Origin of the sequence: Bradyrhizobium sp. CCGB12 (assembly GCF_024199845.1) — a bacterium.
Classification (GTDB): Bacteria; Pseudomonadota; Alphaproteobacteria; order Rhizobiales; family Xanthobacteraceae; genus Bradyrhizobium.
Genome location: NZ_JANADO010000001.1, coordinates 7,107,054 through 7,126,660, shown reverse-complemented (window position 1 = coordinate 7,126,660; position 19,607 = coordinate 7,107,054). Strand labels below are relative to the sequence as shown.

Genomic DNA, 19,607 nt, shown 5'->3' with positions numbered 1-19,607 from the left:
CATGGCCTCCTTGCGATTTGTTGTTGCGTTGCATCGGAGGATAGGGGCGGCTGCTACGATCGAAGAACTCATTTTCGCGCGATGCGCGCAAGTTTCGCCTTCGCTCGTGACAGTTCTGCGACAATGCGTCTGCGCCTGGCGGCACGAATGTGAAGTAGATCACATGCGCATTGCTGCGGCTGCGCTATTGCTCCGCACAGCCGGTGGTGGGCTGTCAAGGATTGCAGCAATGACGACGCGGCGAATGATATATTGGTGGTTCAGATTCGTGCTGTCGGGGCGATTTCTCGATCGCTTCCTGTGCCTGCCGCGCGCGCATTAGCTTTGATGGTTGCGCGCTATCAGGTCTGTCCGATCAATTTGCGAAACGCGGCCGCGCCGTCCTGCACGGCGTCGCGTCCCTTCCAGGCCAGATAGGACAGCTTGCCGCCGAGGGTATCGTAGCTGCGCAGCCGGCGTGAGCCGAGGATGTGTCCGACATTGGAAGGGAAGCGACTGACTTCGGCGGACACCAGCGCCGCGATCGCGTCCATCAATTGCTGGAGGCGGATGCCCCATTCGCAATGCTCGAGGTCGTCGATGCGGACCTTCAGCGCATATTCAGTGTCGTAGATCTCGGCGAGCAGGTCGCGGGCAACCAGCACGCGGTTGTGCCGGAGCGCCACGCGAAGCGCGAGGCGCTTGTCGTCGAGCCGGTCGAGCACCATGGGAACGACGCAGGCATAGGGCGCGGCGGCGATGTCGGCTGCGCTCTTGCTCGCGGCGGGCTTGGTGGCGAGGCGCACCAATTGCCAGGACGTCTTCAGCCGCCTTGCCACCAGCGCCAGCGCGAAGGGCAGCGCCTCGGGATGGGTCTTCTTCAAGGCGTCGAGTTGCGCGGTGATCTGGGCGACCTGGCCGTCGTCGAATTTGGCGATCTTCTCGGGCAATTTTTCGTTGAACTTCGGCAATGCGTCGCCCGCGCGCAGCACTTGCTGCATCTTCCTCACATCGTCGAAGGCGCTGCGTGAGGCCGTGTACTGCGCGAGCTTGCCGCGTGCGAGCTCGGCGCTCTCGGACGAGGCGAGGGTGTTCTCGAGGACCTTGACGACCTTGATTTGGAAGGTCGAGGCGGTCTTCAGCACTTCCTTCGGGTTGTTGGCGGCGACCTGGTCGTTGATCGCCTTGATGTAGTCGCGCGCCATGGTCGGCAGCAGGTCGCGACAGATCCACTCCCAGATCGGGGTGAGGGTGTTGCGCGAGATCCTTCCCATATTGGCATGCTCGGGCGCACCGTCGATCAGGAGCAGCTCGAGCGGCGCGAAGAAATAGCGCGAGGGGCTGGTGGCGCGCGCCTGGGTCGATCCGTCCTTACGAAATTCGGCGCGCAGGCGGGACTGGATGTCGGCCGAGCCCGGCATGTCGATGCCGCACAGCTCGAGCCGTTCCAGCTCACTGAGCAGACAGCTGCGCGACAGTGGCGTCAGCCTCTGCAGGAATTCCGACAGCCGATTGATCTCGTTCATGGCACGCAATCTTTCGCAGCGTTTCCCGCAGGCGTGCGGGCCCAATGCGTGGAGGCATTTGCGCGCTCTCAACCTCCCAAGAGAAGCAAGTCGCCGTTAATTAATCCGTAAAACCCGGGGGATGGGCAGCGAGGCGAGGCGGCGGGTTAAGGGGTTTCCCGTCCGTTCGCCCAAGAACGGAGCGAAATCTCAACCCTGGCGTAGTCGGAGAGGAACCCGCGCAAGCACAAATTGTGCCTGTGACAATATTTTTGCGTAAAACTGCCGAAATCACCGTAGTCTTACGGAGCAAAAAGTTAACCACAGACGGGACCCGGTTCCGCTAAACGAGTGACATGGGGTCACAGAATGATACGGCCATCGATTCGCGGCCGTCGGAATGGTACGAAACCAGCGCTGCTCCAGCTGAAGAGCTCGATTTCGTCCGCCTGAACGCCGCCCGCGCCAAAGCTGCCGACGAAATGGCCGCCGCCATTGCCCGCGAGCTCAACGGCCCCCTGACTGCGCTCCTGCTCTACATGGGCGAGATCAAGCATCACAGCGATCAGCTCGCGCCCGTCACCGCCGACCGCGCCTATTTGCAGCGCGTGGTGGAGAACGCGCTGGCGCAGACCGAGCGCGTCTGCGGCCTGGTCAAGCAGCTTGCCGGTCCTCACAAGGGCAGCCCGCCGATCCCGTCCGGCATCGAGAACGCCGAAGTGCGGTCCGCCCGCGTGCCGCAGCCGCAGCGCGTGCCCAGCGCCGAACTGCTTGGCCTGCCTGGCCAGAAGCGGCTGACCAAGCGCGAGCGCGAGGTGCTGAGGTTGATCAGCGAAGGTTATTCGAACAAGCAGGGCGCGCTTCGGATGCAGATCAGTCCGCGCACGTTCGAAAGTCACCGCGCCGAGGCGATGCGCAAGCTCGGTGCGCGCAACACCGCGGACCTCGTCCGCGCCGCGCTGCTGCACTCGATCGACTGAGATTGATGATTGCATTGCGCCCGGCCGGCGGTGCGGCCCGGCAGAAAGCCGATCGGGCTCAGAAATAGTCTTCGGCAAAGGGGCGCGCGCGCGATGTGGGCCGCAGCGGCTTGATCTCTTCCTTCGGCGCGTTCGGGATGATCGTGATGGTCCAGCGGGGAGGCATGCTCGCTTCCTGTTCGAGCACCGAGCGCACGAAGCCAGTCACCGTCGACTCGCCAGACTTCACCGTCGCCATCCGGCCGTTGAACTGAGCGATGCGGAAGCGACGGACTTCCTTCTGGTCCGCAGTCTCGTAGGTGAACATGGAAACCCTCCTGGTTTCCCGCGACTATCGCCAGCTATGATTAGCCTTATATGAAAATCCCAAACCGTAGAAGTACGGCGGAATTTCGCGCATTTCGCTAGTCTCGCGACTCCTGCGCGCGCGCGGCGGCGTAGGCGGCATCCATCAGGTCCAGGAGATCATGGAATTCGGCCTCGCCGAGCCGCTCCGTGGACGTCTCCAGCCGCAGCGCCAGCGCTGCGAGCCTGACATAGCCGAACGTGCCGGCCGCGCTCTTCAGCGAATGCGCCTCGCGCACGATCCTGGCGTGGTGCTGCTCGCGCGGAAGCGTGCGGAACAATTGCAGGCGCGCGCAGGTCTCGCTCCAGAACACGGCGCGGACCTCGCAGGCCCCGTCCTCGCCGATCTCGCGCACCAGCGCCGCGTAAGCGTTCGGGTCGCGCGCGGGTGCGACGGTCACTTCAAACATGGCTCTGCCTGCCTCGATCACGGTTCGATGCCGCGCGGGCCGATATCGGTGCGAGGCACGCCGTGTCTACGGCATCCAGATTTCAGTTCCGGAAGCAGGACGGCTCGTGTTTAGGGGCCGGCGTTAGCCGCAGGTTTACCACGCGTACGGTCAGCGCTGGCCGAGCAGCCGGTCATACTGCGCCTTCACGGTGGCGTAGCATTCGCACGCGGTCTGGCGCAGCCCGTCCAGGTTGATGATCTGGATGTGTCCGCGGCTGTAGTGGATGAAATTGGCCTGCTGCAAGGTGTTGGCGACCAGCGACACGCTGTTGCGCCGCGCCCCGATCATCTGTGCCATAGCCTCCTGGGTCAGCAGCAGCCGGTAGTCGCCGCTGAGGTCATGGGTGTGCAGCAGGCAGCGCGACAGCCGCGACTCCACCGGATGGGCGGCGTTGCAGCCCGCGGTCTGCTGGACCTGCGCATAGACCGCCAGGCCGTGGCGCGTGAGCGAGGCCCGCAAGCTGCTGCTCTCGTCGGCAGCGCCGCGCAGCCGATCGAGATCCATCACGGACGCGACCCCGGAAACCAGCACGACGGCCGTGTTCAGCGCACATGCGTCGCCCATGATCGAGAGCGTCCCGAGCAGACTGTCGCGGCCGATCATCGCGACCTGTACATGCTCGCCCTTGGCGATATTCACCACCAGAGAGATGACGCCGCGGTGGGGAAAGTAGGCGCGCTTGAGCGTCTCGCCGGCCTCGACCAGCACCGCGTCATGGGGCAGATCGACCGTGCGCAGGTGCGGGCGGATCAATTCATAATCGTCCGCCGACAGCGCAGACAGGAAACCGTTGGCTGGGCGCACCATCGTTTCCAAGGCTGTCTCCCGTCTTCCTGCGCGAGTAAGTTCCATCATCTTCCCGTAGGGATATATTGGCAATTGGGACAATATGTCCGAGCACAGCGTGTCGGCTGATCGCCGCCCTGCGACATGTGCGCGCGTCGGCATGCAGTCCGGGCGTGCGGAGCTTCCCCATCACCGCCGGGAAAGAGCACGACGGCGTCTGCCGGCGCGATGCCGTCGGCAAGCGCTGCACCACCGCCCACGACGCTGTCACGGCCCAGCATCGCGATCCCGATCATCTGTCCGTCGGACAGGCCGACCGTGATCGAAACCGATCCGCCGTGCGGAAAGTAGAGTGTCTCAGCGCGGCGCCCGCCTCGCCCAAGACAGTTTCCCTGACCATTTCGACCGTCACCAGATGAGGGCGCAGCAGATCCAAATCCGCCGCGTCGAGCATTTGCAGCAACTGGTTGGGTGGGGGGCCGCTTGCGGTCATGCAGGTCAGTCCGGCGCGTTCGCTGTTCCAATCGGCGCCGCGCCCGTTCGTCGTCGATTTGCACGGCCACAAAACTATTGCAAAGGTTGTATCGCTGTCTATATACCCGTCAAAAGGCAGGCAGGTTGCGGCAGTTGGCGGAAATTAAGAGTGGCGCGCCGATCCGCTGGCAGGCCCGCCCGTCTTGCAGGGGTTGCGCAGGGAAAAAGCGGCAAAGGGGCCTTCATGAGCCGGAAGCATGGCGCCCGTGCTTGCGATCGGACGCCGGTGGACCCGCGCTGTCTTGTCCATCGGCGAGTGCTTTCAGCGACCCCGCATTGCTTCGAACCAAGGCGCCGCTTGGCCGCGGATTTCGCGTCCATCGTTCCCGTTTTTTACGGCGCCGCCAACGACATTGGCGACCACCCATTTCCCGATCGAAACCAGAGGAGAAAGGCGTGTCCCACGGCTCGATGAGTGAATTGCCGAAACGCGAAGGTCACATGGAGAGGGACGGTTTGCGTCATATCCTCGTTGTCGACGACGACCCGATGGTGTGCATGGCCATCGAGATCTATCTCCAGCGCAACCATTTTCGAGTGACGATCGCCGAGGGAGGCGAAGCCGGGCTGCGGGCCCTCAAGCACGAACAGTTCGATCTGATGATCATCGATATCTTCATGCCGCACATGCGCGGATTCGAATCGATCCGGGTCTTCCACGAGCGGGCGCCCGCCGTTCCGCTGATCGCGATGTCGGGCTACGCTTTCGCGAATCTGAATTCGCCCGCACCCGATTTCCTTCGGATGGCGCTGGAGCTCGGTGCCGCGCGCTGCCTGCGCAAGCCTTTCACCCCGCTCGCACTGCTCGCCGCCATCAACGATTGCCTGGCCGAGCATCGTCCGGATGCCGCGATGACCTCGCCCGCGCGACTGGGTTAGCGCGGCACGGGCCGCAGGGTAACCGTTCGTTTACCGAAAACGCGAACTTTTCCGATCCCGGCAAAGCACGCAACGAGGGTCGCGGAAGCATGCGCGATTGCGGGCGGCTTCGTTCAACTCCGCACGGGCCGTGCCTATCGTCCTTCACATGCAGGACTTTCTCGCGCGCACCGTCGCGCAATTGTCGGCGCGTTTACCCCACCTCTCTCGTCGTCGCGACCCGGCGCCGGTTCTGCCGAAAAAACTCGCATGGCAGCCGAACGGCAAACTTCTCTTCAAAATCCGTATTAGCACGGAGGCTGAAATTAACGGGACCGTGAAAGGGGTTGTCTAACGATCCAAGAGAGGACTTCCGTTGATTCCAAGCGAGGCTCAGGCGTCGAGGTCCATTCAGTAAGGCGTAGCTCATGGATGATCTGTTGCGAGAGTTTTTGACGGAGACCAGCGAGAGCCTGGACACCGTCGACAATCAGCTGGTGAAGTTCGAGCAGGAGCCGAACAACGCCAAGATCCTGGATAACATCTTCCGCCTCGTCCACACCATCAAGGGTACCTGCGGCTTCCTCGGCCTGCCCCGACTGGAAGCGCTGGCGCATGCCGGCGAGACCTTGATGGGCAAATTCCGTGACGGCATGCCGGTGACGGGGCAGGCGGTGACGGTGATTCTGTCCTCGATCGACCGCATCAAGGAGATTCTGGCCGGCCTCGAGGCGACCGAAGCCGAGCCTGAAGGCAACGACCGCGATCTCATCGACAAGCTGGAAGCGATGGTCGAGCAGGGCATGGCGGCAATGGCGGCTGGAAGTGCCGCTGCTCCCGTTGCAGAAGCCCCGCCGCTCGTGCCGGAAGCCCCGGCCGCTGCGCCGGCAAAAGATATGACCACGGGCACGCTGATCGAGCAGACCCTGGAGCGTCCCTTGCGTCCGGGCGAGGTCTCGCTCGACGAGCTCGAGCGCGCCTTCCGCGAGACCGCGATCGAAGCGCCGGCCCCGGCCCCCGTTGCCAAAGCCGAGCCCGCGCCTGAAGCTCCGGCCGCCAAGGAAGCTGCAAAACCCGCCAGGGAAAAGGCCGCGCCGAAGAAGTCGATGGCCGACGAGGCCTCCGGCGAGGGCGACCGCATCGCCAACCAGTCGATCCGCGTCAACGTGGATACGCTGGAGCATCTGATGACCATGGTCTCCGAGCTGGTCTTGACCCGCAACCAGCTTTTGGAGATCTCCCGCCGCAACGAGGACACCGAGTTCAAGGTGCCGCTGCAGCGCCTGTCCAACGTCACCGCCGAGCTGCAGGAGGGCGTCATGAAGACGCGCATGCAGCCGATCGGCAATGCCTGGCAGAAGCTGCCCCGCATCGTCCGGGATCTGTCGAGCGAACTCGGCAAGCAGATCGAGCTGGAGATGCACGGCGCCGACACCGAGCTCGACCGCCAGGTGCTCGACCTGATCAAGGACCCGCTCACCCACATGGTGCGCAACTCCGCCGATCATGGCCTGGAGACCCCCGCCGAGCGCCTCGCCTCCGGCAAGGGCGAGCAGGGCACCATTCGCCTGTCCGCCTATCACGAGGGCGGCCACATCATCATCTGCATCGCCGACAACGGCAGAGGCCTCAACACCGAGAAGATCAAGGCCAAGGCCATCTCTAGCGGTCTCGTCACCGAGGCCGAGCTGGAGAAGATGAGCGAAGCCCAGATCCACAAGTTCATCTTCGCGCCGGGCTTCTCGACCGCGGCCGCCATCACCTCGGTCTCCGGCCGCGGCGTCGGCATGGACGTGGTCCGCACCAATATCGACCAGATCGGCGGCACCATCGACATCAAGAGCGTGGCCGGCGAGGGCTCGTCCGTCACCATCAAGATCCCGCTGACCCTGGCCATCGTCTCGGCCCTGATCGTCGAAGCCGCCGGCGACCGCTTTGCCATCCCGCAGCTCTCGGTGGTCGAGCTGGTGCGCGCCCGCGCCAATTCCGAGCACCGCATCGAGCGCATCAAGGACACCGCGGTCCTCAGGTTGCGCAACAAGCTCTTGCCGCTGATCCATCTGAAGAAGCTCCTGAAGATCGACGACGGCGCCGCGTCCGATCCCGAGAACGGTTTTATCGTGGTGACGCAAGTCGGCAGCCAGACCTTTGGCATCGTCGTCGACGGCGTGTTCCACACCGAAGAAATCGTCGTGAAGCCGATGTCGACAAAGCTGCGTCACATCGACATGTTCTCCGGCAACACCATTTTGGGCGATGGCGCGGTCATCATGATCATCGACCCCAACGGCATTGCCAAGGCGCTCGGCGCCGCCGGCTCCTCGGCCCATGACATGGGCGACGAGAACGGGGCGCATCATATCGGCGCGGGCGAGCAGACCACTTCGCTTCTCGTCTTCCGCGCCGGCTCGTCGCAGCCCAAGGCGGTTCCGCTCGGGCTTGTCACGCGCCTCGAAGAGCTCCCCGCCGACAAGATCGAGTTCAGTAACGGCCGCTACATGGTGCAGTACCGCGAGCAGCTGATGCCGCTGGTCGCCATGGAGAGCGTCACCATTGCGAGCCAGGGCGCCCAGCCGATCCTGGTGTTCGCCGATGACGGCCGCTCCATGGGCCTCGTCGTCGACGAGATCATCGACATCGTCGAGGAGCGGCTCAACATCGAGGTCGGCGGCTCCAGCCAGGGCATTTTGGGCTCGGCCGTGATCAAGGGCCAGGCCACCGAGGTGATCGACGTCGGCCACTTCCTCCCCATGGCGTTCGCCGACTGGTTCACCCGCAAGGAGATGAAGCCGTCGATGCACTCGCAGTCGGTGCTGCTGGTCGACGACAGCGCGTTCTTCCGCAACATGCTGGCGCCGGTGCTGAAAGCGGCCGGCTACCGCGTCCGCACCGCGCCGACCGCGCAGGAGGGCCTCGCCGCGCTGCGCGCGCAGAGCTTCGACGTGGTGCTGACCGACATCGAGATGCCCGACATGAACGGGTTCGAGTTCGCGGAAGTGATCCGCTCCGACAACAATCTGGGCGCGATGCCGATCATCGGCCTGTCCGCCCTGGTGTCGCCGGCGGCGATCGAGCGCGGCCGTCAGGCCGGCTTCCACGACTACGTCGCCAAGTTCGACCGTCCCGGTCTGATCGCGGCGCTGAAGGAGCAGACCGCGGGTGCCGCCGGCGCCTCCGAGCTGAGCCGCGCGGCAGCCTAGGCAGGACCTGAGGAGAGACGAGATGAGCAAAAAGACGCAAGTGGGCGAAGGCGCCATGGTCGAATACGTCACCGCGATGATCGGCGGCCAGCTGTTCGGCCTGCCGATCTCCCGCGTCCAGGACGTGTTCATGCCCGAGCGCGTTACCCGCGTGCCCTTGTCCTCGCGCGAGATCGCGGGCGTGCTGAACCTGCGCGGCCGTATCGTCACCGTGGTCGACATGCGCGCCCGGCTCGGCCTGCCCAAGGCCGAGGACGGCAAGGTGCCGATGGCGGTCGGCGTCGACCTGCGCGGCGAATCCTACGGCCTCTTGATCGACCAGATCGGCGAGGTGCTGCGCCTGCCCGAGGACGGCAAGGAAGACAACCCCGTCAACCTCGACCCCCGCATGGCCAAGCTCGCCGGCGGCGTCCACCGTCTCGACGGACAGCTCATGGTCGTCCTCGACGTCGATCGCGTCCTCGAGCTCGAAACCAAAGTGCAAATGGCTGCGTGAGCCAACATCGAAGCCGGAGAACCAAAATGAAAACGTGTTTGGTGGTCGATGATTCCAGCGTCGTGCGCAAGATCGCGCGTCGGATCCTCGAAGGCCTCGAGTTCGAGGTCACCGAGGCCGAGGACGGGTCCAAGGCGCTAGAAATCTGTCAGCGCAAGCTGCCCGATGCGGTGCTGCTCGACTGGAACATGCCCGTGATGGACGGCTTCGAGTTCATGGGCCACATGCGCCGCCTGCCCGGCGGCGACCAGCCCAAGGTCGTGTTCTGCACCACAGAGAACAATGTGGCTCATATCGCCCAGGCGCTCAGCGGCGGCGCCAACGAGTACATCATGAAGCCCTTCGACAAGGACATCATCGCCGACAAATTCGCTGAGGTTGGTTTGATCCCGGTCGGACAAGCCATGGTCTGAGTGTGTCTGGCCGAGTGCTTTGGCCAGAGTGTTCCAGTACAGCTTCGAAGAGGCCATCCGTGACCCCGACCGAGTATGAGTATCTGCGCAAGTTCCTGAAGGACAATTCCGGGCTCGACCTGTCCGCAGACAAGCAATATCTGATCGAAAGTCGCCTGCTGCCGCTCGCCCGCAAGGCCGGGCTCTCCGGTATCGGAGAGCTCGTGCAGAAGCTGCAGGGCGGCTCGCGCACGCTGATCACCGACGTGGTCGAAGCCATGACCACCAACGAGACCTTCTTCTTCCGCGACAAGGTCCCGTTCGATCATTTCCGCGATACCATCATGCCCGAGATCATCAAGGCGCGCGCCGGACGTCGCAGCGTGCGCATCTGGTGCGCCGCCGGCTCGACCGGGCAGGAGCCCTATTCGCTCGCGATGTGCCTGAAGGAGATGGGCGCCGCTCTCACCGGCTGGCGCGTCGAGATCATCGCCACCGACCTGTCGCAGGAGGTGCTGGAGAAGGCCAAGGCCGGCGTCTACAGCCAGTTCGAGGTGCAGCGCGGCCTGCCGATCCAGATGCTGGTCAAATATTTCAAGCAGACCGGCGAGACCTGGCAGATCAATCCCGAATTGCGCGCGATGATCCAGCACCGCCAGCTCAACCTGCTGCACGATTTCGCTCAGCTCGGCGCCTTCGACGTCATCTTCTGCCGCAACGTGCTGATCTATTTCGATCAGGACACCAAGATCAACATCTTCAACCGCCTGGCGCGCCAGATCGAGCCCGATGGCTTCCTGGTGCTGGGCGCTGCCGAAACCGTGGTCGGACTGACCGACACGTTCAGGCCGATTCCGGAGCGGCGCGGCCTCTACAAGCCGAACGACCCGCGTGCCGCGGCCACCAAGCCGGTTCTGGCCGGCGCGGCGCCGCGCATGGCGGTCATGGCAGGACGCTAGACATGGCCGAGGATGGCAAGGGCACGGAACGCGTAACGTTCAGTCGCGGCTATGACGTCTGCATCATGGCCATCGACGGCACCTGGCGCCGCGACTGCAAGCTCAACGCGATCTCCGACACCGACGCCATCCTCACGGTGGAAGGCTCGATCCAGGGGCTGAACCTGAAAGAGTTCTTTCTGCTGCTGTCGTCCACCGGGCTTGCCTACCGTCGCTGCGAGCTGGTCCGCGTCAACGGCGCCGAGATGGACATCCAGTTCCTGCGCGGCAAGAACAGGAAGAAGCGCGGCGCGGCCGGCGGCCACGACGCGGCAGCCTGATCGGCGTGGCTGCCGCCACGTTGCTTTATATTTGCTGAAACATCCGCACGAATTTACCGTAGCTGCTTTACGTGGCCTAAGCGCGAACCGTGCAACCATTGCTGGTCTCAATCTCAGGATACGGTAATGCCCAGAAGCTCTCTCTCCCCCATCCCGTCAAACCTGCCCGACGTCGCCGAGCGCCGTGCGCTCCAGCTCCTGGTGGTCGATGACGACGCCACGCAGCGCAGCCTGATCACGGTCGCCGCCAAGCAGGCCGGGCACGAAGTTACCGTGGCGCCGTCCGTGGCGGAAGCGATCGAGAAGCTCCGCGCCGCGCGCTTCGACTGCGTGACGCTCGATCTCGTGCTGGAGGATGGCGACGGCATCGACGTGCTGCGCGAGATGGCGAAGGCGAAATTCGCCGGCTCCGTGATTGTCATCAGCGGCATGGACGGCAAGCGCCGCAGCGCCGCCCGCAGCTTCGCCCGTTCCGTTGGGATCGAGCTCCAGAGCCTGCCGAAGCCGCTGGATCTCGCGGCCCTGCGCATCAGCCTCGCCAATCTCGGCAAGATCGCGATGGGCCTGCCGGCGATCCATACCTGGGGTGGTGTCGCCACCGATGCGATCGTGGAGCGGCACCGCGCCTGAGGCGCGGAGCTGCCATGCGATCGGACGCGTCCGTCCGCCGCGCGATCGCGATCTAGGCCGGGATTCCGGATTCCGACAGGTATTGCAAGGCGTGGTCGAGGCCCGCCCTGCAGGCAGTGAGGGCCGCGCTCGCGGTGGCATAACGGGGCGTGACGTCGTCGAGTATGAAGACGTCTGCGGAACCTTCGGGATCGCCGGTGTGTTGATCCATGGCTGCGGCGATCCGGCGCATGCTGGTCTCGATCTGTGCGATCAGCAGGCGAAGGTCGGCCGCGATCAACTCACGGCTCTCGACGGCGGGTGTTGCGACCAGAGGCGGCGTATCGGCGAAATTTAACATGGATATTCTCCGTCCCCCGCAATTAGGCGCGTTGCCGCTACTTGTGCGTTAAGTCCATGTCCCGTACAAATACGGGTGGGCCGACTCCGCGCCGAGAGCCATAACGATTGGTGCGGACGCGAGTCCGTAATGCCAACTGGATGTGGCACATGGCCGAGCAAACCTCTCGTGGTGAAATCTTCGTGGTCGACGACGACCCTGCCGTTCGCGACACCTTGTCGATGGTGTTGAAGGCGGCGGGCTATGAAGTGATCTGTTTCGCGGACGGCGCAGCGCTGCTCTCCGTCGCGCGAAACCGCACACCGGCTGCGGTCCTGCTCGACGTGCATATTCCCGGAAAGTCGGGCCTCGACATTCTCAAGGAGCTGCAGGGCGAGGACTATCCGGCGCCGATCTTCATGATCTCCGGGCAGGGCGACATCGCGATGGCGGTGGGCGCCATCAAGAGCGGCGCGCTCGACTTCATCGAGAAGCCGTTTCGCGGCAGCGAGATCGTCGGCCGGCTCGACGAGGCGATCGGCGCCTATGCACGCAGGCAGGCGGAGAATGCGTCACCGAAATTCGGCGCGCTGCATTTCCCCGGACGCGAGCCGTTGACGCGAAGGGAGCGCGAGGTGCTCGAGCAGTTCGCCTCCGGCGCGTCCAACAAGGAAGCCGGCCGCACGCTCGGCATCAGCCCGCGCACCATCGAAGATCACCGCGCCAACATCATGAAGAAGCTCGGCGCGCGCAATGCCGCCGATCTGATCCGCATCGTGATGACCGCGGCCCAGCGGGCGTCGTAGGTCGTTTCGTTCTCTCGTGCCCCGGACGCAGCGCGTTTACGCGCGTCTTTGACGCGCTATGGTGATGCGTTGCAGAGCCGGGCCCCATTTCTCCTCACCGATAGCTTCGTAGCCCGGATGGAGCGAAGCGTAATCCGGGGCCGCTGTATCCGTGGATGATCCTGTCCCGGATTGCGCTGCGCTCCATCCGGGCTACAGGAGATTTGTCCTCAGGCGCCCAGCGCCTTGCGGATGATCCGCGCCAGATCCGATTTGCGGTAGGGCTTGGCCAGCAGCAGAACGCCCGCATCCAGCCGGCCGTGATGGATGATCGCATTCTCGGTGTAGCCGGACGTGTAGACCACCCTGAGATCTGGGCGGGTCTTCTGGAGCTCGTCAGCGAGCTGACGTCCGTTCATCTTGCCAGGCATGATGACATCGGTGAACAGGAGGTCGAACGGCTTGCCGGCGGCGACGATGGCGAGCGCCTCCGCGGCGTTCGCAGCCTGCAAGGTGACGTAACCCAGCGCATGCAGTTGCGCCAGCACGTAGTCGCGCACCAGCCGGTCGTCCTCGACCACGAGGATCGTCTCGTGTCCGCCCTCGATCGTCACAGGCGTCACGCCTTCGCCGACCGCCGTCGCCGTCTTGCCCGGCGGCAGATACATCTTGATCGTGGTGCCGTGGCCTTCCTCGCTGTAGATCTTGATGTGGCCCGCGGACTGCTTGATGAAGCCGTAGACCATCGAAAGCCCGAGTCCGGTGCCCTTGCCGGGCCCCTTTGAGGTGAAGAAGGGGTCGAATACCCTGGCCAGCATGGTCGCGGCAATTCCGGTACCGGTGTCGCTCACGGCGATCATCACGTAGTGCCCCGGCCGGACATCGTTGACGTTGGCATAGACCTCGTCGAGATAGGCGCCGCCCGTCTCCAGGATCAGCTTGCCGCCGCCAGGCATGGCGTCGCGGGCATTGAGCGCGAGGTTGAGGATCGCAGTGGTGAGCTGGTTGGGATCGACGATCGCGACGCAGTTCTCGTCCTCGAATACAGCTTCGATCTGGATCTGCTCGCCCAGCGTCGGTCGCAGCAGTTTCGCGGTGTCGACGATCAGCGAGTTGATGTCGATCTCGCGCGGCTGGAGCGGCTGCTTGCGCGCGAAGGCGAGCAAATGCTGGGTCAGCTCGGCGCCGCGCCCGGCGGCCTCGTCGATCATCTTGGTGATGGCCGCAAGCTGCGGCTCCTTCTCGACTGCCTCCGCGAGGATCTCGATCGTTCCGGTGATGACGGTGAGGATGTTGTTGAAATCATGCGCCACGCCGCCGGTGAGCTGGCCGACCGCCTCCATCTTCTCGGCATGGCGGATGCGCTCCTCGGCCGCGATCTTGTCGGTGAGGTCGCGGTAGAAGACGTTGAACAGCAGGCCCTCGCGGCGCTTCAGCGCGGTGACGCTCAGCTCGGCCATGAATTCCTTGCCGTCGCGGCGTTGGCACATCAGCTCGCGGCGGCGGTTCAGCGTCCTGCCGTCATCGTTTGCGAGGAATTGCGTCAGGCCCGCGCTGACCCTGTCACGCTCGCTCTCGGCTACGATCAGATCGATCGTGCTCTTGCCGAGCACCTCGTCGCGGCGCCAGCCGAAGAGCTGTTCGGCCTGCGAGTTCCAGTTCAGGATGCTGCTGGTCTCGTCGGTCTGGACGAAGGCGTCGAGTGAGGTCTCGACGATGTTGCGGGCGAGCCGTTCGCTCTCGCGCAGCGATTCCTGCGCACGCCGCGCCTCCGTCATGTCACGTCCGATGAAGAAGAAGCGTTGCGCCGGCTCGGACCAGTTGCCGAGCCAGGAGAGCCAGACCTCGTGCCGGTCCTTGTGGATGCAGCGGGTGTCGGCGAGCTTGGGGCGCTCGCCGCGCCGCAGCGCGCGCATGTCCTCGCGGGACTGCTCCAGATGATCGGGGTGAATGAAATCGGCACCGCTGCGGCCGATCATCTCCTCCGGGCTGAAGCCGAGAATGGCTTGGCTGCTCGGGCTGATCTGCACGATGTGGCCGCGCGCATCCATGACCATGATCAGGTCCTGCGAGGCATCGAAGATCTGCCGCCGCTCCTCGAGCTGCTGCTGGAGCGCCCGCTCGGCCCGCCGCGCCTCGGTGAGGCTGCGCGCGGTCCCGGAGGCCCCGATGATCTCGCCCGACGGGCCCCTGATCGGCGAGAGGCTGAGTGAGATCTCGACCGGGGTGCCGTCCTTGCAGAAGCGCACCGTCTCGAAACGTTCGATCGGCTCGCCCCGGGCGATCCGTCGCAGATAGTCCTTGCCGTGCTCGCGACGGTCGGGGGGAACGATGATCGCGGTGGATTTCCCGATCGCCTCGTCAGCCGAATAACCATAGAGGCGTTCGGCGGCCGGATTCCAGCCCGTGATGATGGCATCGAGCGACTGCATCACGATCGCATCGTCGGACGATTCGATCGCGGCGCTGAACAAGCGCTCGCGCGCCGCGTGGTGGCTTCGCGCGACCTCGGTGCGGCGATGCTCCTCGACCTCGCGTTGAAGCGCGGCTGTTTTCGCCCGGGTTTCCTCGACCATCTGGGCAAAGGCCCGTGCCAGCACGCCTGTCTCGCCGCTGGCATCGACGGGGATGTCCGCCGGCCGTCCGCTGCCGATTGCCTGCACCGCCGCGGTCAGACGCCCGATCGGGCGCGTCAATGAGCGCGCCAGCAGCACCGCAAGTGAGGCCGCCGCGAGCACGGCCAGGATGCCGACCACCAGAGAGGTCTTTTGGATCGCCGCCGGCACGCGGCCGAACACAGGCGGAGGGACCGTCTCGACGATCGCAACCCATTCCTTGCCGACCAGCAGCGCCGGCGCGATCGTCACGCCGCTCGGCCGGCCCGACCCGTCGGTCATGAGATGCGTGGTGCCCTCCAGCGAGCCGACCTGGGTTGCGAAGAATGGAAAGTCACGGCGCCAGTCGGTGGGGTGGCCACGCAATGAGCCGAATTCGCGCGCGCGATCGGGATGGACGAGATAGTCACTGCGCGAATTCACGACATAGATCTCTCCCCCTGCGCCCGGGGTCGAGCGGACGCGGTCGAGGGCCGTGCGCATGTCGATATTGGCGATGATGATGCCGAACGGCTTGCTGTCCGGCGTGAACAGGGGCGTCGCGACCCGCAACGTCGGAACGTGGAGCTCGGCCGTCCCTCCCTGGCGGGTGGCGAGATCGATGCCGGACACATAGATCTCGCCACCCGCCAGTCGAATCGTCTCCTGAAAGTAGGTTCGTTCGCTCTTGCGCTCCAGTTCCTCCTTGGGGACGATCCGCGCCTTTCCATTCGGGCCGGACCGATCGACGCGGACCAGCTCGCGCTGGTCGTCGTCCAGGCCGATGATTCGGAATTGTCCGTAGCTCGGCTTGGCGTCGATCTCGGCGGCGAGGCGCGCTGCGATGCGCTCGCGCCAAGTTTGCTCCGAAACGCCGTCGAGAGGATCGATGCCGCCACCGATATGAGCGCGGATCAGGCCGTTGATGGCTGCGGCCGAGCGATAGCCGAGCAGATCGCCGCGAGCTCCGGCAACATAGGATTCGAGATGGATTGCCAGCAGGCGAGACTGGGCCTCGACGCGTTCCAGCACCCGCGGAATGACGGCCTGGGTCGTGTTGCGGTAGCCCAGCCATCCGACGGCGGCCACGGTCACCGCCACCAGCAGGATCATCGCGATGGCAAGCCGCGTCGCGAGCGTCATGTGGAAATTCGCGCCGCTTCTCGAATGGCCGCGCCAGTTCCGGCCTGGAACGGAATGAAGCTCCTTGTCATCGGCGGCCGGCGCTGACATCGGGTGCCTCCGGCCGGGCCGCCTTCAGGCAGCCATCGACCGCGGCGAGCAGGGCGCCGGGGTGAAACGGCTTTTGCAGGCTTGCCACCGCGCCGAGCTTGGTCGCCATCTTCAGGAAATCCGGCTCCGCATAGGCATCTGGCGTCATCGAGCGGCCGGAAATGACGATGATCGGAATGGCCGGAGCCAGCGCCCGGATGTGGCGCATGGTCTCCAGCCCGTCCATGCCGGGCATGAAGATGTCGAGAAACAGCAGGTCGAACTGGCTGGCCTCGAACAGCGCCAGTCCTTTGCGGCCATCGCCGGCGACGGTGACGTGGTGACCGGCCCTCTCCAGGATCAGCCGGATCGTGATCTGCACGGCCGGGTCGTCATCCACGATCAGGATGTTGGCCACGTCTGAAATCCTCCGGGTCGGATGGGAATGTCCCAGCGACCGCAAATCAAGCCATCAAATACGAAATTGTTGCGCGGATTCTGCTCGACCTGCAAGCACTTCGCGACCGATGCGAATCCCGCATGTCGTGCTTGAAGATGATAGGCCCATATGCATGCTTCCGTGCACAAAATTACCGGGGACCGGCCGGAATATGTTTCCCGCCGCGGGTGCACGGAGCCCGGGCTTCACTGCGGATTAAAGAGGCCTGGTTAATCGGTCAGGTACTCGGGATAATGGCTCCGGATCTTGTCCAGTTCGCTCAGCGTGCCCGACAGATGCTTGCGCAGGTGTTGTTGCGCAGCGTCGGCGTCTCCGGCCTCGATCGCGCGGGTGATCAGTTTGTGGTGGCGCACGATGTTCTGGGCCTTGCCCGGCGAGGGCAGGTGCAGACGGCGCAAACGATCGCTGTGCCCGCTGCGGCTGCGCACCAGCGCCCACAGATCCTGCTTGCCGGCGGCCGTGTAGAGCTGGGCGTGAAAATCGTTGTCGCCGGCCATGAAGGCCTCGAACTCACCGGCCCTCGCGAATTGCTGCTGCAACGCGATGGCGTGATCGAGGCGAACGATCAGGGACGCGTCGGGGTTGGTTGCGAGCAGGCGGACGATCTCCAGCTCCAGCGCCTGGCGCAGGAAATGCGCCTGTTGCGCGCGATTGACGTCGATCCGGCTGACCACGGTCGCATGCTGCGGAAACACGTCGACCAGGCCTTCCTCCTCGAGCCGCATCAGTGCGTCGCGCACCGGCGTGGAGCTGACGCCGAACTGCCCGGCGAGCTCGGCGCGTGACAGCGGGGCGCCGGGCGGCAGTTCCAGGGCGATGATCGCATTGCGCAACCGCTCGAACACCTGCGGAGCGGCTTGACGGCCGCGATCGAGCCGGGCGGCGGGTCGTGGTGCCGCGCGCGGCGCGGGGTGGGGTGATTCCATGGCGGGTCCCGCGGGCTTGCCTTTGATGCACTAATATATTAGTGCATCAGCAGCGTCAACGCAGCTCGACGATGACCGGAGGAAACACACAACAATGATCACGCATCTTCGTAGCCGGCTTGCGGCTGCCGTCTTGATCGCCGCAGCCGCCCTGTCGGCATCCGCCGCGCACGCCCAGCAGAAATCCGAGATCGCGCTGTCGCGCCAGCCCGGCATCTTCTACATGCCGAGCCACATCATGGAGAAGCTGAAGCTGATCGAGAAGCACGCCGCTTCCCTCGGCGTCTCCGGTGTCACCACCAAATGGATCACCTTCTCCGGCGGCGGGGCGCAGACCGATGCGCTGCTCGCTGGCGGCGTCGACATCCTCAACACCGGGACAGGCAATCTGCTGCTGTTGTGGGATCGCACCCGCGGCGGCGTGAAGGGCATCGTCGCGACTTCGGCGCAGCCGATGACGCTGATCAGCCGTGACGCCAACATCAAGTCGATCAAGGATTTTGGCCCCGGCGACAAGATCGCGGTGCCGACCGTCAAGGTCTCGACCCAGGCGATCGTACTTCAGATCGCGGCCGCCGAGGCTTTTGGCGCCGACCAATGGTCGAAGCTCGACCCCAACACGGTGCAGCTCGGCCATCCCGACGCCTATGCCGCGCTGTCCAACCCGAAGCACGAGGTGCACAATCACTTCTCGATCCCGCCCTTCACCTTCCTGGAGCTGAAGAACGTGCCGGGTGCGCATGTGGTGCTGTCGTCGCCCGACGTGATGGGCGGCCCGCTCAGCCAGGCGCAATTCTTCACCACGACGAAGTTCGCCGACGCCAATCCAAGAATCATCCAGGCCGTGCGTGACGCCACCAAGGAAGCGCAGGACCTGATCCGCAGCGACACCAGGCAGGCGGTCGAGATCTACAAGGAGATCACCGGCGACAAGACCTCGGTGGAAGAGCTGCTCGACCTCCTCAAGGAGCCCGGCATGATGGAGTGGAATCTCGAGCCGCAGGGCACGATGAAATTCGCCGCCCATCTCTACAAGACCGGCACGCTGAAGAACCAGCCCAAGGCCTGGACGGATTATTATCTCCCCGTCGCGCACGACCTGAAGGGCAACTGATGGCGCTGCTCGACGTCAGCTCCGTGACGCTGCGCTACAAGACTTCCAGCGCAGTCGTCACCGCAACCGAAAAAGTGAGCTTCACCGTCGACCGGTCCGACCGCTTCGTGCTGCTCGGTCCCTCCGGCTGCGGCAAGTCGACCCTGCTCAAGGCCGTCGGCGGCTACATGACGCCGAGCGAAGGCCGCATGACCATCGATGGCCGCGAGATCCACGGTCCCGGCGCCGACCGCATGATGATCTTCCAGGAGTTCGACCAGCTCCTGCCCTGGAAGAGCGTGCTCGCCAACGTGATGTTCCCGCTGCTCACGGCGAGAAAGCTGTCGCGCAAGGACGCCGAGGCGAAGGCGCGGGCCTATATCGAGAAGGTCGGCCTCACGCGCGTGGTCGATGCCTATCCGCACACGCTCTCCGGCGGCATGAAGCAGCGCGTCGCGATCGCGCGCGGCATGGCGATGGAGCCGGACATCCTGCTGATGGACGAGCCGTTCGCGGCGCTCGACGCGCTGACGCGCCGGACCTGCCAGGATGAGCTGCTCCAGCTCTGGAGCGAGACCAAATTCACCGTGCTGTTCGTGACCCATTCGATCGCGGAGGCGATCCGCATCGGCAACCGAATCCTGCTGCTGTCGCCGCATCCCGGCCGCGTCAAGGCCGAGGTGATCGACGTCGACAAGGTTTCGAATGAGGACGGCAGCGCCGGCCGGCTGGAGAAAGAGATCCACGATCTTCTGTTCGCCTCCGAAGCAACCGCGCACTGA

General features: G+C 64.5%; 20 protein-coding genes. 12 read left to right on the top strand and 8 right to left on the bottom strand.

What is annotated here, in order from left to right; all coding sequences use genetic code 11:
• Positions 1–341: 341 nt before the first annotated feature.
• Positions 342–1,505 (bottom strand): hypothetical protein, encoded by a 1,164-nt coding sequence (locus NLM27_RS32530; protein ID WP_254147161.1) that lies wholly within the window; start codon positions 1,503–1,505, stop codon positions 342–344.
• A gap of 335 nt (positions 1,506–1,840) precedes the next feature.
• Between NLM27_RS32530 and NLM27_RS32525 the strand changes: the two genes are divergently transcribed.
• Positions 1,841–2,464, top strand: a complete 624-nt coding sequence (locus tag NLM27_RS32525) for a helix-turn-helix transcriptional regulator (RefSeq protein ID WP_254147160.1) — start codon at positions 1,841–1,843, stop codon at positions 2,462–2,464.
• 58 nt (positions 2,465–2,522) lie between these two features.
• Here NLM27_RS32525 and NLM27_RS32520 read toward each other — a convergent pair whose 3' ends face one another.
• The 3 genes from NLM27_RS32520 to NLM27_RS32510 form a co-directional block, all read right to left on the bottom strand.
• Positions 2,523–2,771 (bottom strand): hypothetical protein, encoded by a 249-nt coding sequence (locus tag NLM27_RS32520; protein ID WP_254147159.1) that lies wholly within the window; start codon positions 2,769–2,771, stop codon positions 2,523–2,525.
• Positions 2,772–2,868: 97 nt separating this feature from the next.
• Positions 2,869–3,219, bottom strand: coding sequence for an Hpt domain-containing protein (locus tag NLM27_RS32515; protein WP_254147158.1), 351 nt, complete (start codon positions 3,217–3,219; stop codon positions 2,869–2,871).
• Between the two features lie 150 nt (positions 3,220–3,369).
• A complete protein-coding gene (locus NLM27_RS32510; RefSeq protein WP_254148991.1) occupies positions 3,370–4,068 on the bottom strand; it encodes a Crp/Fnr family transcriptional regulator in 699 nt (232 codons plus the stop codon).
• A 969-nt stretch (positions 4,069–5,037) separates the two neighbouring features.
• On the opposite strand from NLM27_RS32510, the gene NLM27_RS32505 reads away from it, so the two are divergent.
• From NLM27_RS32505 to NLM27_RS32470, 8 genes are all read left to right on the top strand, one after another.
• Positions 5,038–5,460, top strand: a complete 423-nt coding sequence (locus tag NLM27_RS32505) for a response regulator (RefSeq protein WP_254148990.1) — start codon at positions 5,038–5,040, stop codon at positions 5,458–5,460.
• 148 nt (positions 5,461–5,608) lie between these two features.
• A complete protein-coding gene (locus tag NLM27_RS32500; protein ID WP_254147157.1) occupies positions 5,609–5,794 on the top strand; it encodes a hypothetical protein in 186 nt (61 codons plus the stop codon).
• A 73-nt stretch (positions 5,795–5,867) separates the two neighbouring features.
• Positions 5,868–8,639, top strand: a complete 2,772-nt coding sequence (locus NLM27_RS32495; RefSeq protein WP_254145812.1) for a hybrid sensor histidine kinase/response regulator — start codon at positions 5,868–5,870, stop codon at positions 8,637–8,639.
• Positions 8,640–8,661: 22 nt separating this feature from the next.
• Positions 8,662–9,135 (top strand): chemotaxis protein CheW, encoded by a 474-nt coding sequence (locus tag NLM27_RS32490; protein ID WP_254147156.1) that lies wholly within the window; start codon positions 8,662–8,664, stop codon positions 9,133–9,135.
• Positions 9,136–9,161: 26 nt separating this feature from the next.
• On the top strand, positions 9,162–9,548 hold the full coding sequence (locus NLM27_RS32485) for a response regulator (RefSeq protein ID WP_027577509.1): 387 nt from the start codon (positions 9,162–9,164) through the stop codon (positions 9,546–9,548).
• 59 nt (positions 9,549–9,607) lie between these two features.
• Positions 9,608–10,486 (top strand): protein-glutamate O-methyltransferase CheR, encoded by an 879-nt coding sequence (locus NLM27_RS32480; protein WP_254147155.1) that lies wholly within the window; start codon positions 9,608–9,610, stop codon positions 10,484–10,486.
• Between the two features lie 2 nt (positions 10,487–10,488).
• Positions 10,489–10,806 carry a hypothetical protein gene (locus NLM27_RS32475; protein WP_027563592.1) on the top strand — a complete coding sequence of 106 codons (318 nt, stop codon included), beginning with the start codon at positions 10,489–10,491 and terminating at the stop codon, positions 10,804–10,806.
• 126 nt (positions 10,807–10,932) lie between these two features.
• A complete protein-coding gene (locus NLM27_RS32470) occupies positions 10,933–11,436 on the top strand; it encodes a response regulator (RefSeq protein WP_254147154.1) in 504 nt (167 codons plus the stop codon).
• 52 nt (positions 11,437–11,488) lie between these two features.
• Here NLM27_RS32470 and NLM27_RS32465 read toward each other — a convergent pair whose 3' ends face one another.
• A complete protein-coding gene (locus tag NLM27_RS32465) occupies positions 11,489–11,776 on the bottom strand; it encodes a hypothetical protein (protein WP_254147153.1) in 288 nt (95 codons plus the stop codon).
• A gap of 149 nt (positions 11,777–11,925) precedes the next feature.
• Here NLM27_RS32465 and NLM27_RS32460 point away from each other — a divergent pair, with 149 nt between their 5' ends.
• Positions 11,926–12,561, top strand: a complete 636-nt coding sequence (locus NLM27_RS32460) for a response regulator transcription factor (protein ID WP_254147152.1) — start codon at positions 11,926–11,928, stop codon at positions 12,559–12,561.
• Between the two features lie 209 nt (positions 12,562–12,770).
• Here the strand turns inward: NLM27_RS32460 and NLM27_RS32455 are convergent, their stop codons facing one another.
• From NLM27_RS32455 to NLM27_RS32445, 3 genes are all read right to left on the bottom strand, one after another.
• Positions 12,771–16,367, bottom strand: coding sequence for a PAS domain S-box protein (locus NLM27_RS32455; protein ID WP_254147151.1), 3,597 nt, complete (start codon positions 16,365–16,367; stop codon positions 12,771–12,773).
• Positions 16,345–16,764 carry a response regulator gene (locus tag NLM27_RS32450; protein WP_254147150.1) on the bottom strand — a complete coding sequence of 140 codons (420 nt, stop codon included), beginning with the start codon at positions 16,762–16,764 and terminating at the stop codon, positions 16,345–16,347. The genes NLM27_RS32455 and NLM27_RS32450 overlap by 23 nt, the downstream gene beginning before the upstream one ends.
• A 251-nt stretch (positions 16,765–17,015) precedes the next feature.
• On the bottom strand, positions 17,016–17,732 hold the full coding sequence (locus tag NLM27_RS32445) for a GntR family transcriptional regulator (RefSeq protein ID WP_254147149.1): 717 nt from the start codon (positions 17,730–17,732) through the stop codon (positions 17,016–17,018).
• Between the two features lie 94 nt (positions 17,733–17,826).
• On the opposite strand from NLM27_RS32445, the gene NLM27_RS32440 reads away from it, so the two are divergent.
• Both NLM27_RS32440 and NLM27_RS32435 read left to right on the top strand, forming a co-directional pair.
• Positions 17,827–18,846, top strand: coding sequence for an ABC transporter substrate-binding protein (locus NLM27_RS32440; RefSeq protein ID WP_254147148.1), 1,020 nt, complete (start codon positions 17,827–17,829; stop codon positions 18,844–18,846).
• Positions 18,846–19,607: an ABC transporter ATP-binding protein gene (locus NLM27_RS32435; protein WP_254147147.1), complete on the top strand. Its 762-nt coding sequence runs from the start codon at positions 18,846–18,848 to the stop codon at positions 19,605–19,607. The genes NLM27_RS32440 and NLM27_RS32435 overlap by 1 nt, the downstream gene beginning before the upstream one ends.

What these genes read in the sequence shown, in the direction of transcription:
- NLM27_RS32530 (WP_254147161.1), bottom strand. Translation starts at nt 1,505, where the DNA reads ATGAACGAGATCAATCGGCTGTCGGAATTCCTGCAGAGGCTGACGCCA.
- NLM27_RS32525 (WP_254147160.1), top strand. Translation starts at nt 1,841, where the DNA reads ATGGGGTCACAGAATGATACGGCCATCGATTCGCGGCCGTCGGAATGG.
- NLM27_RS32520 (WP_254147159.1), bottom strand. Translation starts at nt 2,771, where the DNA reads ATGTTCACCTACGAGACTGCGGACCAGAAGGAAGTCCGTCGCTTCCGC.
- NLM27_RS32515 (WP_254147158.1), bottom strand. Translation starts at nt 3,219, where the DNA reads ATGTTTGAAGTGACCGTCGCACCCGCGCGCGACCCGAACGCTTACGCG.
- NLM27_RS32510 (WP_254148991.1), bottom strand. Translation starts at nt 4,068, where the DNA reads ATGGTGCGCCCAGCCAACGGTTTCCTGTCTGCGCTGTCGGCGGACGAT.
- NLM27_RS32500 (WP_254147157.1), top strand. Translation starts at nt 5,609, where the DNA reads ATGCAGGACTTTCTCGCGCGCACCGTCGCGCAATTGTCGGCGCGTTTA.
- NLM27_RS32495 (WP_254145812.1), top strand. Translation starts at nt 5,868, where the DNA reads ATGGATGATCTGTTGCGAGAGTTTTTGACGGAGACCAGCGAGAGCCTG.
- NLM27_RS32490 (WP_254147156.1), top strand. Translation starts at nt 8,662, where the DNA reads ATGAGCAAAAAGACGCAAGTGGGCGAAGGCGCCATGGTCGAATACGTC.
- NLM27_RS32485 (WP_027577509.1), top strand. Translation starts at nt 9,162, where the DNA reads ATGAAAACGTGTTTGGTGGTCGATGATTCCAGCGTCGTGCGCAAGATC.
- NLM27_RS32475 (WP_027563592.1), top strand. Translation starts at nt 10,489, where the DNA reads ATGGCCGAGGATGGCAAGGGCACGGAACGCGTAACGTTCAGTCGCGGC.
- NLM27_RS32470 (WP_254147154.1), top strand. Translation starts at nt 10,933, where the DNA reads ATGCCCAGAAGCTCTCTCTCCCCCATCCCGTCAAACCTGCCCGACGTC.
- NLM27_RS32465 (WP_254147153.1), bottom strand. Translation starts at nt 11,776, where the DNA reads ATGTTAAATTTCGCCGATACGCCGCCTCTGGTCGCAACACCCGCCGTC.
- NLM27_RS32460 (WP_254147152.1), top strand. Translation starts at nt 11,926, where the DNA reads ATGGCCGAGCAAACCTCTCGTGGTGAAATCTTCGTGGTCGACGACGAC.
- NLM27_RS32455 (WP_254147151.1), bottom strand. Translation starts at nt 16,367, where the DNA reads ATGTCAGCGCCGGCCGCCGATGACAAGGAGCTTCATTCCGTTCCAGGC.
- NLM27_RS32445 (WP_254147149.1), bottom strand. Translation starts at nt 17,732, where the DNA reads ATGGAATCACCCCACCCCGCGCCGCGCGCGGCACCACGACCCGCCGCC.
- NLM27_RS32440 (WP_254147148.1), top strand. Translation starts at nt 17,827, where the DNA reads ATGATCACGCATCTTCGTAGCCGGCTTGCGGCTGCCGTCTTGATCGCC.
- NLM27_RS32435 (WP_254147147.1), top strand. Translation starts at nt 18,846, where the DNA reads ATGGCGCTGCTCGACGTCAGCTCCGTGACGCTGCGCTACAAGACTTCC.